The organism is Natranaerobius thermophilus JW/NM-WN-LF, from assembly GCF_000020005.1.
GTDB classification, from domain to species: Bacteria; Bacillota; Natranaerobiia; order Natranaerobiales; family Natranaerobiaceae; genus Natranaerobius; species Natranaerobius thermophilus.
Genome location: NC_010718.1, coordinates 945,596 through 959,517 on the forward strand (window position 1 = coordinate 945,596; position 13,922 = coordinate 959,517).

Genomic DNA, 13,922 nt, shown 5'->3' on the forward strand with positions numbered 1-13,922 from the left:
ATTAAATAGATCGATCTAGGAAGGACAATTTAAACAATATCAACCTATCTAAACTTAAGTTGACTGAAAGCCAAAAGTTGTATAGTATTAAAGAAACCTGTATTTTATTTAGCTTTCCTTAAAGTTAAATGTTGATAACTGTAAAATTTCGATTTAGTACTAACTCCGCCCTTAAACCTTAAACCCAAAAGGTTTCTGGGCGGTTTAATGTTAACAGGGGGTGAAAAAAGTGTTGCGAATTTTACATACTGCCGATATCCATTTGAAAACAGGTTGTGATGAGAGATGGAGGGCTTTAGAAGAGCTGATCGCTAGAGGACAGAAAGAAGATATTGACCTACTAATAATTTGTGGTGATTTGTTTGATAGTAGCCAGGATGCTGTAAATTTATATAATTATCTGAGGTCATTATTCACCAATACCGGTTATAGAATTGTTATTTTACCTGGAAATCATGATTTAGATGTCTACCAAGAAGGATTATACTTTGGTGAAGATGTTAGTATTATCAAGGATGTTAATAAACCCTTGGTTCTAGAAGAACACGATACTGTGATTTGGGGATTACCCTTTTCGGAATCTGATGAACTGAACGTTCTTAAACAGATGAAGGCAGTATCTAGACAAGCAGATAGTAACAAATACAATATTTTACTATTTCATGGGGAGTTACTTGAGACCTACTATTCAGGGAGTGATTTTGGAGATGAAGGGACTGGCAGTTATATGCCAGTAAAAAAATCTAATTTAACAGGCTTGAATTTTGATTATATCCTGGGAGGTCACTTTCATACTAATTTCCGTCTATTTGAATTAGATAAACCTGATAAAACAAGTAATGTCCAACAAACTACCTCGGTAAACCTAGACCAAAACCAAAACCAAAACCAAAACCAAGGAATACAAAACAATAGAGTGCAATACTTTGTTTATCCAGGTTCTCCAGTTTCTATAACCAACAAGGAATTAGGTAAAAGAAAAGCGAATTTGTTCAATGTGGGGGAGTCTCCCAAAGAAGAATTGCTAGATACATTCTATTATCATTTTGAAGAATTTAAATTAGACCCACTAAAGGATAATCACGACCCTTTGAAAGAAATTAATGACAAGTTGTGGGCTATGGATATTGGTAATGAATCTGAATTGATTTTAAAAATTACTGGTTTTTTTGATAGTTCCAAGTTGGAAATCACTGAAAACAATTTGCTCACAGAAATTGAGTCTATATGTCAAAGAGTTTTAGCCGAAAAAACACATACTGACTCTGATTCGCTAAATTTTAGAGTCATTCCGGAATTTAAAGATATGGGAAGCATTTTGGATGATGAATTATTAAAATCTTTTCAGGACAAGCTCGAAGCTGTAGAGGATAACGAAGCCAAAAAAGAGAAAATGCTGCAGATGGTCATGGAGGCTTTGATGGAGGTGAAAAATTGAAAATCAATGAAATTAATATTCAAAGGTACGGGATTTTACAGAATAAGGTTTACACCTTTAATAATGATACTAATATCTTCTTGATATTTGGTGAAAATGAATCCGGGAAAACTTTAACTATTGATGCTTTATCTAGACTGCTTCTCCCTAAAAAACCAGATCCTAGTAAACAACCAGGGAAATTTGGTTTTAAAGATAATGAAATTAATCGTGTTGATTATTTTCCTGAAGGCTATTTAATGATGACAGATTTTAACGGAAAGGAACGTAAACTGAGTGAGAAAGGCTCGTTTTTTGATGGTTTAGATATACCTTATAAATCATTGAGAAATATTTTTATTATCCGAAATAGTGATATGTTTATAGAAGATGAAGAGAGCTTCTATAAAAATGTTACTAATCATATTACTGGGATGAGGATAGAAGACATAGATAAAATCAAACAAAAAATTCGCGAACAAAACAGGTTGACTGGAAAATTAGGTTTTAGTAACCGGGAATCAGATTTTAAATTAGCAGATCGGTTGAAAGAAGCCGAATCATTAAGTCAGGAAATTGAGGAACTGATGGATGAATCCTTTAGGGAACAGTATGATACATTGGAGGAAGATTATCTTTCATGCCAGGAAGAAAAAAGCAGGTTATATCAACAGCTTGAAGAATATGAACAAGCCTATTACAGGGAGTTATATGAAAAAGGAGATTATTATTACAATCAGCTTTTAGATGCAAAGGAAAAACTAAGACAACTGGCCTCTTATACCGAGGATAAATTGAATCAATGGAATAATTGTCTGAGAGATTTAGAGAATCATCGTACTGAATTAAAAGAAAAGAAAGATAAATTAGATCAACTTGGTCAAAAACATTCTGAAATAGTAGCTCAAAAAGAAGAACGAGAGAAAACGCTTGCCCAATACGAACATAAAATAACTGGCATACAAGAGTTAGAACCAGAACTTGAAAAAGCCCAGCAATGGAAAGAGAACTTGGCTGGTAAAGATAAGTCCCAAAAAATAATGTTGAATTTATGGAAATTTTTCGCTGTCCTCTTTGGAATTACTCTTATGGGAGTACTAGTAAATCCAGAATCTTGGATATATATCTTGAGTGGAATTTTAGCTTTACCAACTTTATTACTGGTAATACCACGGATTACATTTGCCAGAGAAAGTTCTCAGTTCAATAAATTCATGGAAAAATTGAAACATAAGGTAGCGAGTTGTGGGATAGAAGGAAGTTCTTTAGACCAAATTATCAGGAATATATCCACAATTAAATCTAATCGGGATGCTATTCATAAAGAAGTATATGAAAAACTTCTCCCAAGACAAAATGCCTTACAAGAAAATATTAAGGATTTAGAAGGGCATAAGCTTCCAGAATTAACAGAAAAAATCAACTCTATTGATAAAGAGATAAAAGAATTACAATTGAGCTTGGGAGTAGAGACAGTAGATGAGTTTTCCGCTAAACTAACTGAAAAACAAAAGCAGGAGCGAATATTAGAAAACGCCGCCAGTGTTTTAGATAGTATTTTTAGTCAGGAAAATAACCAAAGATCCAATAGCTTAAGTGGGGAATCTTCTGATAGATTTCAAAAACTTATCGGAAACAATTTAGACTTTTGGAAACAGAAGATAGATGAATTAAAAAAATTTGCAGATAAGGCCCCTGGAATTAGGTACTCCCAAGGAGAAATAGCCAATCTCAAAACAAATATAAAAAATCTTGAAGACAAAATGGAAGAAATAAATAAACAAATAAAAAGCTACCATGACAAATTAGATGAGATAGCCAAGAGAGCTGAAAAAGCGCTGTATCCTGATGATACTCAGGAAGTAATATGCAGAACTACCAAAAATTTAGAGGATATAAAAAGGCGTTTAGATAAATTTGTAAGTGAGAATGACATGATAAAAGAAGCTGCAAAATCCATAGATGATATTTTCAATGAGATAATTAGTGAAGAACAGGAAAAAATGCAGGAGCTTTTTTCTAAAAATAGCAAACTACAACACTACTTTTCAGAGTTAACTTGTGGCAATTATCATGACGTGACTTATGACAGAGAAACAAATCAGTTATTCTGCTGGTCTAAGGATGGGATGGTTTTAGAAGCTGAAAAACTGTCAGGTTTTGCCTATGATCAGTTATATTTTTCCATCAGATTGGTTCTAGCTGAGAAAATCCTAGGAAATAAACAGGGATTTTTAATTCTTGATGATCCCTTTATCAAGGCAGATTACAACAGACTAAGTCGACAAATTGATATGATTAAAAGAATCTCTGCTTTAGGGTGGCAAATAATTTATTTTTCAGCTAAGAATGAAGTTAAAGAAGTATTATCTCAAGATATAGACAGTGGTCAAGTTCATTTGTTTGACGCTTAATTTAAACTTTGGAGGTGCATTTATATATGAATGACAAAGAGATTGTCTTAACTGAAAACTTGGAAGAAGGTTTTGAAAGAGCTCTGGCCGAGTTAAAAGGTATGGCAGAAAAGCAAGAAATAACTCCTTGGTATTCCTATGATGTTATTAGTAAAGATGAACTATCTCAAAATGATCTCGAATTTCAAGAAAGGTATTATGTCAATTTACATGGGCTGGGAGTCAAATCTGGAGCCGGAGAAATTGTACATCAAGTTATTATCGACTTGTTTTATTACGGTGAAATTGATGATGATTTGAAGAAAATTAAGATTACCTTTTTTGAATAGGTGTGAAGAAAGTGTAATGGTTGTAAAAGGAGTGTTTTGATTGGGAAATAGAAGTTTTAAAAATGGTGACATTAGCACCTGGAAACAGATAATACTTAGATACAATAATTTGTATAAGCAAATGTTAACTAAAATAAATGGCCTAGAAAGCTACGATCAAACTGGTCAACAAGAGAATCATAACACTCAAGTTATTAGAAGAATAAAAAAAGCAATTCAAAATCTGCATGAGCTTGATCAAACACCGCAGAAAAAACCGGTTTGTAAGTATTTAGAAGATTTGATTGCATCTTCTGAGGGATCAAATGAAGATATTAATGATTTACTATATTTATTAAATAATGTCCAGCATGATCTGAGATGGGAATTCGGTTATCATGAAATGCCCCATGACTTAGCTAATAAATATGCTTATACAGAATTACTTGGCCCTCGAGGACCTGTCCTTGCTCGAGATATTGTTTTAGGATTAGTTTTATTAGGACCGGATTGTTGCTATCCTAAACATTTTCATCGCAATATTGCCGAGTCATATATCTGTTTAAAGGGAAGTTGTATAATAAACGATAAACCTCTAGATTCAGGAGAGTATTTTTTTAATCTTCCTGGGGAAGTGCATTATTTGACAACTGAAGTTAATACTCCCTGTTTGCTAGCATATGCTTGGATATCAGATAAAGAAAAATTAAGAGGTAAAGGCATGGAATTTTATTAAGGACTAGCATTTTCAAGGATAGATTGAGTTAAAATGTTTGAAAATGGTTTATTGGATAGGATTATTTTATCTATTTTGCTGAGATTTTTGAAAGAGGATAAATGCTGTTCATTGATCACCTCTACTGAAGTATAAATATCCTTCTTATTTTCATTGAGTAATTCCTGGATAGTTAAGCCAATTAACAGGGTTTTACCATCCAAGGAAATTTCATCAGTTATATTATCTTTTGCAAAGACACTAATAGCTTTGGATTGCAAGATATTAGCCTTAGTGAGAGTGTTTTTATCTGTAGGTGCTCCTTGTATGTAGTGAACCTGTTCATGCTGGATAGGAGTTGTTTGTAATTCATCGATTAGTACAATTTTTTTGTTTTGATTTTTTAAAAGTTCATCTATGGCATTTTCAGTTTTTTTAGACCAATTAATCATAACTATGTGATTTTTACCCAAATAACTCAAATTACCACTCTCCTTGGCTTGCCGGTATTGAATAACGCCATCCACCCATTTTGCTATTATAACTCCAAAAATTCCTATTCCTATGATAAACAGAATAATTGTATATATCCTACCTGCTAAAGTATTTGGAAGAATATCTGCATAGCCCTGTTGAGAAATAGTGGTCATGACAAACCAAAATCCAGCAAAGGGAGTGCTAAAAGTATCGGGCTCAATAAAATACAAAACATATGAACTCAAGACTAGAAATAGGATTGCAAGAGTAACGAGCTTGAAGTTTTTTATTTGCAATATTTGATTAAGAACATTTTTTACTAGATATAATGGCATGGACTCCCACCTGTTTAATTTTTAGTAATTGATATGGTTTATTATTAGAAGTTAACTTGTTAATAATACAAAAGGATAATAGTAGGTTATCTTCCTATTTTTTCTACTTTTCAAATAACTTACGATATTGTAATATAATGATGAACAAAATGATTTAGTCCAAATTTAAGATAGTGAGGTGGGAAAAGTGAGGAAGAAAACTATTAAATCTACTTTAGCGATCTTTGCTCTGTCGGGAGCTGTTTTATTTAATGCCGGCTTTGCCAATGCTCAGGATTCTTTCTCGGTCCAGGTAAATGATGAAGAAGTGCGGTTTGTTGATCAGCAACCTTTTATCGATGAAAATAATCGAACTTTAGTACCTGTACGGTTTGTTAGTGAGGCATTAGGAGCAAGGGTCGATTGGAATGGAGACAAAGGTGACCAAGGCCAAGTACATATAAAAAGAGACGATACCCAATTAATAATTGAGATTGGGGAATCACACTTTTATCATGACCAGGAAAAAGTTGCAATAGACACAGAAGCTAAAATCACTAATCAAAACAGAACTGTCTTACCAGTCAGAGCATTATCAGAAGCTTTGGGAGCTGATGTAAGCTGGGAAGATGATACTGTATCGATAGAGGATACGAGCTTGGCCACGGAAGATATCGAGACAAAAGAAGATGATACTACTCGAGATAATATGGAGGAAAGTGTAGAAGGACAAGAAACCGAAATTGGCGCTAAATCTGAAAAAGTCACTCAAGTTAATGAGGCTATTACTAGTCATGGGTATGATGCCTTGGAAGAAGATGCAGTAGAGAAGCTAATCAAGCAATCGGAACAGTTGGACTTGGATTTGAGCTTGCTACTGGGTCTGATGAGAGTTGAGAGTACTTTTAATCCAGAGAATGTGGGTAGTGCATCAGGGGCTTTAGGATTATTCCAAATAATGCCCGGAACAGCTTCAAATCTTGCTAGTCAGCACGGATGGGAATATGAACGGGAAAAACTTTTTGATGCTCAATACAATATCAAGCTTGGTACTACTTACTTGCATCAATTAATGGAAAAGTACGATGGTAATGTACACAAGGCTCTATCCGGATATAACCGAGGTACAGTAGGTTTACAGAACTATATGGATGTCCATGGGACTCCTGTAAGTGATTTTTCTCAAATGGTGTTGGATAAAGCTGATAAATATGGTCAGAACTTAAATTAATAGCATTTTGGCAGTCGATTGATTAGACATACTTGGCATAAAAAATATGACATTAAGGATTTTATATAAAAAAGGAACAGGGGACTAGTCCCTGTTCCTTTTTATATAATTTTATCTTCCTTTTTTACGATAATTTTTATGGCTTCTCTTGTGTCCCTGGCGCTTACCTGAACCTGACTTACCAGAACCCTTTTTTGATTTGGATTTTCCTCTAACGATCGGAGCCTCTTCGGTAAGTTTGATATTTGGTCCTTCACTTTCTACTGTTAAACTTTTTAAAGCACCAGCTACTAGTTCAATTGAGTCATTTTCTTCTAATAATTCTTCTGCTAATTTATGGTATTGTCTAGCATTCTTATCTTTTGCTTCGCTTAATAGTTTTTCTACGGCTATTTTTTGTTTACCTTCTAGAGCTTCGTCTACCGAGGGTTTTGGTCTGCGAGGGATTTGCCTCTTAATACTTTGTTCAATTAGATTTAAATGTCCTTTTTCTCTAGGTGTTACTAAAGTGACAGCTGCACCGCTTTGTCCTGCTCGGCCAGTTCTGCCAATACGATGGACGTAACTGTCAGCATCTTGAGGAATATCAAAGTTATAAATATGACTGATTCCAGTAACATCTAACCCTCTAGAAGCTACGTCTGTTGCTACAAGGAGTTCTGTAGCTCCAGTACGGAAATTTTTGATAACATGGTCTCGTTTTGTTTGGGGCATATCGCCATGAATCCCCTCAGCAAAATAACCTCGTTTTTTCAAGGCCTGATAAAGTTCATCAACTCTTCGTTTAGTTCTTCCGAATACAATAGCTTTTTCAGGAGACTGACTGTCTACTAAGCGACAAAAAACATCGAATTTATCTCCTTCTTTAACCTCGACATACTGTTGTTCAATACTTGGCACGGTAATTTCTTTTGTTTTTGTTCTAATTATTTCGGGGTCATTCATAAATTGTTCGGCTAAACTTTTGATCGGTCCCGGCATGGTGGCTGAAAACATAAGAGTCTGCTTGTGACTTGGGGTTTTTTGTAATATAGTTTTGATATCTTCAATAAAACCCATATTCAACATTTCATCGGCTTCGTCTAATGTAACCATATTCACATTGTTTAATTTGATTGTCTTTCGATTTAGGTGATCGATTAAACGACCTGGTGTTCCGACTATTATTTGAGGCCGTTTTTTGAGAGCCTTGATTTGGTGCCCTATACTTTGGCCTCCATAAATAGGTAAAGCGGTGATTCCATTATACTGACCTAATCTATTAATCTCTTCTGCCACCTGTATAGCCAACTCTCTAGTGGGAGTTACTACAAGCCCTTTGATTTCTTTATTATTAGGGTCTTGAATCCTTTCAATATATGGAATCCCAAAGGCGGCTGTTTTCCCCGTCCCAGTTTGAGCCTGGCCAATAATATCTTGACCATTCATTACTTGTGGAATAGCCTGTCTTTGGATTGGTGTGGTTTCTTCAAAGCCCATTTCTGATATGGCCTTTATAACACCGTCGTTAAGTCCTAAATCATTAAAAGTAGTCATAAAAAAATACATCCTTTCGTTGTCTTTTCTCTTATTGTGCGCAAAAAAATAGAGCTTTACTTACATTTGGCAAAGCCAAACTCAGGTAAAGCTCTGCAATATTAAAACATATTATACCACATTTTGATTACAAATGATAGGATTGATCTTACAGTTAGAATGGTTAGATTTACTAATTTTTTTGTTATTTTTTTGCAGACCTCGTAATTCATGATGTATAATATAGACAATAAGTAGTGTAAATTAATATGGCTATTATGCTATTATCTATAGAAGAGGAGGTAAAATTTTGCAAAAAATTGGTATTGTGACAGACAGTACAGCGGATATTCCTGAAAATTTGCGTGAGAAACATAACATCCATGTGATACCGTTATCAGTAGTTCACGGTGATACAGTTTATCGGGATGGTGTAGATATTGATTCAGAAAATTTTTATGAGTTGCTAGAAAATAGTGATACTATTCCGCAATCTTCTCAGCCTACACCTCAAGATTTTGAAAATCTCTATAAAAATTTATTGGGAAAATATGAAGAAATAATCTCAGTTCATTTATCGGCCGGATTAAGTGGTACCATTAATGCCGCCGAGCAGGCAGGCAAATTGTTCCAGAACAGGGTACATGTATTTGATTCCAAAGGGATTAGTGCCGGGATAGGTTTACAGGTTATAGAAGCAGCTAAAAAAATTCAAGAAGGCTGGGAAACAGAAAAAGTGATGGAATTTTTAGGATCTTTAAGAAACAATGTTGAAACCTTGTTTACTCTTGACACTTTAGAATATCTACATAAAGGTGGGCGTATTGGTAAAGTTTCATCTATGTTGGGGTCATTCTTAAATATCAAACCAATTGTGAGAGTTGAAGACGGAAAATTTGTCCCCTACGGTAAGGCTAGAAGTAGGCGAACCGCCTTGAATAAAATTGTTAACAATTTAGAAACTTTTGCAGAAAATCGGGTACCCTGGAAACTAGCTATTGCTCATGGACAGGGTAAAGAGGGTGCTGATTTTTTAAAGGAAGTGCTCGATGAAAAATTCGGAATAGAGGCGGATATTTATACTACAATCGGCCCTGTTATTGGAGTACATACTGGACCTGGAACTTCTGGGGCAGCTGTCATGTTTAGTCCGGAATAAAAGTGCAATGAGGTGGTGTTATTGCACATGGAAAGGAGAAAATTCCTTTCTAAGACTGGAAAAATATTAGGGTTAAGTTCTACTTTGTCTGCTTTGTTATTACAAGGGTGTGACATGTTCCCTTGGTCTGAAGATACAGACCCTCTAAAAGGAGATGGAACAGATACTGGTCTTGATATAACTAATGACATAAAAGACTTAAAAGAGGCCATGTTTTATAAATCATTAAATGAAAATCGTGTAAAATGTCAGGTCTGCTTTAGAGAATGTGTAATTAAACCTTCGGAAAGAGGATTTTGCCGGAATAGGGAAAATAAAGAAGGTAAACTCTACAACATTGTCTATGGCAGACCTTCTGCTGTTCAAATTGATCCAGTAGAAAAGGAACCACAACATCATTTTATGCCAGGCAGCTATATTTTTTGTGTAGGGACTGCAGGCTGTAACTATCGATGTAAATACTGTCACAATTATCAATTGTCTCAACAGAGTATTGATGATTTGCGTTATGAAAAACTACTCCCTGAAGATTTAGTAGAACAAGCACTGGAGCAAAATGTAGCTGCAATCTCATTCACTTATAATGAGCCTACTTCTCTTTATGAATACATGTACGATACAGCTAAGTTGGCCCAGGAACATGAAATAGGAGTTATGTTCCATTCCAATGGTTCTATGAGTACAGAACCCCTGAAAAAGTTGTTAAAATATGTGGATTCAACGACTATTGACTTAAAAGGATTTGAAGACAATTTTTATCAGGATATTTCACAGGCTGAGTTATCACCAGTTTTAGACACTCTTAAAACTATTGTTGATGCAGGGGTTTGGTTGGAAATAGTTAACCTAATGGTGACAGATTTAAATGATGATCCTGAAGTAGTAAAAGATATGTGCACCTGGATAAAAGAAGAGTTAGGTGAAGATATACCTTTACACTTTACCAGATTTACACCTAGCTATAAAATGACTGATACCTCACCTACTCCTGTAGAACGTCTGGAAAAAGCCAGAGAAATAGCAATAGACTGTGGTTTGCGTTTTGTAACCATTGGCAATGTTCCCGGTCACCAGTATAATTCCACTTATTGCCCTGAATGTCACCAATCTCTCATTAAAAGAGATCACTTTTCCGTACATGAAATAAATTTAGAAGATGGAAAATGCGAAAACTGTGGATTAGATATCCCTGGTGTTTGGAGCATCTAATCATGAGTTTAACTGTAAGACGATCAGAGGCTTTGATTAAGCTGTTTACAATATTAATTGGTATTACCGGAATGATGGGACAGCTCCTTCTTTTAAGGGAGCTGTTAGTAACTTTTTACGGTAATGAATTAGTTATTGGGATTGTTATTGCCAATTGGGTGATTATGGAAGCTATCGGCAGTTTCTTTGGAGGTAAAATTAGCACTTCTCAAAGCTCAAAGCTTTGGTACTTTTTATTCCTGGCCCTATATGCCCTGGTCTTACCAGCAGCTTTATATTTCTCACGGACTGCTGTAGTAATTTTATTTGATGTATTGCCTGGTGAATCCATAAATATTTGGGAGCACTTCTTGTCTTCTATCTTAATACTTGTTTTTCCCGCCTTAATTCACGGGGCATTGTATCCCTTGGGGACAGCTATGTTAAAAGATGTGAGAGATTCGGCTAATGTAAATCTTTCAAGACAATCTGCCGGTGATGTGTATATTTTAGAAAATCTAGGAACTTTAATTGGCGGTCTGTTTTTTACAATAATATTGGTTGACAAATACCACTCTTTTACCTTGGGGATAGCCATCACAGTAGTTCATTTAATGGCAGTAATAATGGGGACTACTTTTTTATCAAAAAGAGGGAAAGTACCGAGGAAAACGGAAGGGATCTATCTTGTATTGATAATCTTAGCTGTTGTGATAGTTTCCCCTTGGGGTTTTGATGTAGCCGATACCTTGCACGAGTCTTCCTTAGAGCAGCAGTGGTGGGGAGCAAATATAGTCCATTATGAGAACACACCATATGGTAATATAACTACCCTGGAAAGTGATGGAGAATATACATTCTATTATGATGGACGTCCGGTTTTCACAGCCCCTGTCCCTGATATGGCCAGAATTAAAGACTTTATTCATGTGTCTGCAGCTTCTCACTCTTCACCTGAAGAAGTGTTAATGGTGGGAGGAGGTATGGGAGGCAGTATTGCTCAACTTCTTGAACATGAAGTTTCAGGATTAAAATATGTGGAACTAGATCCCAATTTACCTGGAGTTGCCGGGAAATATCAAGTTTCACCGGTAAAAGAAGAATTGGAAGATCCCAGGGTAGAGCTAGAAATTACTGACGGCCGCCAGTATCTGAGACAAACCGAAAACAACTATGATCTAATAGTCATGGGGTTCATTACTCCTGAAACTTTACAAACCAATCGCTTATTCACCGTTGAATTTTATGAATTGGTGGAGCAAACCTTGGCCGAAGGTGGTCTCCTAGCGTTTACTGCCCCTGGCTCACGGGAATATATGAGCCGTGAAATGAAGCAATTAAATGCTTCCCTTTTTAACAGTGTTAGCCGTGTTTTTTCCGACATTAAGTTGATTCCCGGGGATGATAATATTTATCTTGCCTCTAATGATGAAATTAACTTAACCCCTCAAGTTCTATATCAAAGACTTGAAGAACGGGATATTACTACTGAAATGATGACGGAAAGTTATTTGGAATATCGTCTTGATCCTGGAGTTAAGGAGAAGATAACAAAGGATATAAAGACCATGGAAGTTCAACCAAACTTTGATTTCAATCCAAAAGGTTTCTTTTATACACTTCAGCATTGGGGGACCATGTTTTCGCCTACTATGGTTCAATTCCTTGATAAGTTAGAGAGCTTTGAACCGATTTATTATATAGCCCTGATAGCCCTTATATTCAGTGTTGTTTACATCGTTCCTCGGATCGCTCTAGTTTCGAGATACTCCTCTGATCTTAGTATCCCCTTACTGATTGCCATTTTTATAAGCGGGATTATAGCTATGGCCTTTGATTTATTTATCATGTTTTCATTTCAGACTTTTTATGGTTCAATCTATAAAATGACGGGTTTTCTTCTGGCTTCATTCATGCTGGGAATGTTTTTAGGTGGTAATTGGTCTGTTAGTAAACTGGTATCTACACAGACCAAAGAAATTCAAATCCGAACATTTAAGTTATGTGAACTGGTTTTAATTTTATTGATTTTTGGCCTAGGAAGTTTAATTTATGCAATGGGATCTTGGTCGAGAGTTTTACCTGATTTTATTTTTATAGGAATTTTTGGTATTTTAGCTGTTGTATCAGCTTTTCCCATAGGGGTTCAGTTCCCCCTTGCTGTAAGCATTTTGGAGGATGATTGGGACCCAAAATGTAAATCAACGGGGAATTTCGCTAAATCAATAAAAACGGAAAACTCAAAATTCGTCAGTACAGCTTCAGCTTTATATGCTGCTGATTTACTGGGGGGTTGGATTTCTGGACTTGTGATATCCATGGTGTTATTCCCGGTTATCGGTTTGGTAAATACTCTAATAGTTTTGGGTTTTATGAAGGTTGGCAGCTTGCTTTTATTATGTTTCTATCCTGTTAAATATGGGACTTCCAATCATTATTAATAGTATTATTAAAGCTAATATTACCATGGTATCTAAAAAATTAGCAGTTGTGTAATCTAAATTTATAGTATTCCTAAGTAAATTTACTCCATAGGTCATTGGATTGAGATTAGTAATGGTAGCCACATAATTCGGTAAATTTTCAATAGGGAAAATCGCCCCTGAAAGAAAAAACATAGGAAAAATTAAAAAGTTCATGACAGTTGGAAAGGCCTGCATATCATCGACTTTGGTGGCAATTACTGTTCCTAATAAAGTAAATGATAACGCTATCAATAACATCACAACTAGGAATAAAGGTAAGGCCACAATGCTATTAAGTCTAAATCCCATTATTAGATAGCTGAGTCCAAATACTATAAGTCCCTGCAACATGCTGGTAATGGCGCCGCCAAGACAACGACCTATAAGCAAACTCGGCCTGGGTACTGGAGCAACCAGGGTTTCTTTTAAGAATCCGAATTCTTTATCCCAAATGATAGACATGCCATTCATCATTGAACCAAACAATAATGTCATTCCAATGATTCCTGGAGTTAGATATTGGATATAATCAATATCGCCAGCCTGTTCGAATACCGGGCCAAAACCTAATCCTAGAGCAATTAAAAATAGAGTGGGTTGGGCAATGGAGCTTATCATTCTAGGTTTGGATCTATAAAATAATTTAATTTGTCTGATCATCATTATGTAGATAACTTCCATAATATTTCTCATACAATACCTCCTCAATCCCTATCTAA

General features: G+C 35.4%; 11 protein-coding genes. 8 read left to right on the plus strand and 3 right to left on the minus strand.

All coding sequences use genetic code 11. The features are described 5' to 3' along the window. Window positions 1–229: 229 nt before the first annotated feature. The 4 genes from NTHER_RS04595 to NTHER_RS04610 are packed head-to-tail and all read left to right on the plus strand — an operon-like array spanning window position 230 to window position 4,875. Window positions 230–1,438 carry a metallophosphoesterase family protein gene (locus tag NTHER_RS04595; protein WP_012447359.1) on the plus strand — a complete coding sequence of 403 codons (1,209 nt, stop codon included), beginning with the start codon at window positions 230–232 and terminating at the stop codon, window positions 1,436–1,438. Then, complete coding sequence (locus tag NTHER_RS04600; protein WP_012447360.1) at window positions 1,435–3,831, plus strand: AAA family ATPase; 2,397 nt, start codon at window positions 1,435–1,437, stop codon at window positions 3,829–3,831. Before NTHER_RS04595 ends, NTHER_RS04600 begins: the two co-directional genes overlap by 4 nt. 26 nt (window positions 3,832–3,857) lie before the next feature. Continuing rightward, window positions 3,858–4,160, plus strand: a complete 303-nt coding sequence (locus NTHER_RS04605; protein ID WP_012447361.1) for a hypothetical protein — start codon at window positions 3,858–3,860, stop codon at window positions 4,158–4,160. Window positions 4,161–4,200: 40 nt separating this feature from the next. Next, complete coding sequence (locus tag NTHER_RS04610) at window positions 4,201–4,875, plus strand: dimethylsulfoniopropionate lyase (protein ID WP_012447362.1); 675 nt, start codon at window positions 4,201–4,203, stop codon at window positions 4,873–4,875. Here the strand turns inward: NTHER_RS04610 and NTHER_RS04615 are convergent. Continuing rightward, window positions 4,872–5,666, minus strand: a complete 795-nt coding sequence (locus tag NTHER_RS04615; RefSeq protein WP_012447363.1) for a potassium channel family protein — start codon at window positions 5,664–5,666, stop codon at window positions 4,872–4,874. The two genes, NTHER_RS04610 and NTHER_RS04615, sit on opposite strands and share 4 nt — an antisense overlap. A gap of 187 nt (window positions 5,667–5,853) precedes the next feature. Between NTHER_RS04615 and NTHER_RS15115 the strand changes: the two genes are divergently transcribed. Beyond that, window positions 5,854–6,876, plus strand: a complete 1,023-nt coding sequence (locus NTHER_RS15115) for a stalk domain-containing protein (protein ID WP_012447364.1) — start codon at window positions 5,854–5,856, stop codon at window positions 6,874–6,876. Between the two features lie 111 nt (window positions 6,877–6,987). On the opposite strand, the gene cshA is transcribed toward NTHER_RS15115, so the two are convergent. Further along, complete coding sequence (cshA, locus tag NTHER_RS04625; RefSeq protein ID WP_012447365.1) at window positions 6,988–8,412, minus strand: degradosome RNA helicase CshA; 1,425 nt, start codon at window positions 8,410–8,412, stop codon at window positions 6,988–6,990. Between the two features lie 289 nt (window positions 8,413–8,701). On the opposite strand from cshA, the gene NTHER_RS04630 reads away from it, so the two are divergent. The 3 genes from NTHER_RS04630 to NTHER_RS04640 are packed head-to-tail and all read left to right on the plus strand — an operon-like array spanning window position 8,702 to window position 13,179. After that, complete coding sequence (locus NTHER_RS04630; RefSeq protein ID WP_012447366.1) at window positions 8,702–9,550, plus strand: DegV family protein; 849 nt, start codon at window positions 8,702–8,704, stop codon at window positions 9,548–9,550. Between the two features lie 27 nt (window positions 9,551–9,577). After that, window positions 9,578–10,759, plus strand: coding sequence for an AmmeMemoRadiSam system radical SAM enzyme (gene amrS / locus NTHER_RS04635; protein ID WP_238526118.1), 1,182 nt, complete (start codon window positions 9,578–9,580; stop codon window positions 10,757–10,759). 2 nt (window positions 10,760–10,761) lie between these two features. Next, window positions 10,762–13,179, plus strand: a complete 2,418-nt coding sequence (locus NTHER_RS04640) for a fused MFS/spermidine synthase (protein ID WP_012447368.1) — start codon at window positions 10,762–10,764, stop codon at window positions 13,177–13,179. Here the strand turns inward: NTHER_RS04640 and NTHER_RS04645 are convergent. Further along, complete coding sequence (locus tag NTHER_RS04645; protein ID WP_012447369.1) at window positions 13,135–13,896, minus strand: ABC transporter permease; 762 nt, start codon at window positions 13,894–13,896, stop codon at window positions 13,135–13,137. The genes NTHER_RS04640 and NTHER_RS04645 overlap by 45 nt on opposite strands. Window positions 13,897–13,922: the final 26 nt, after the last annotated feature.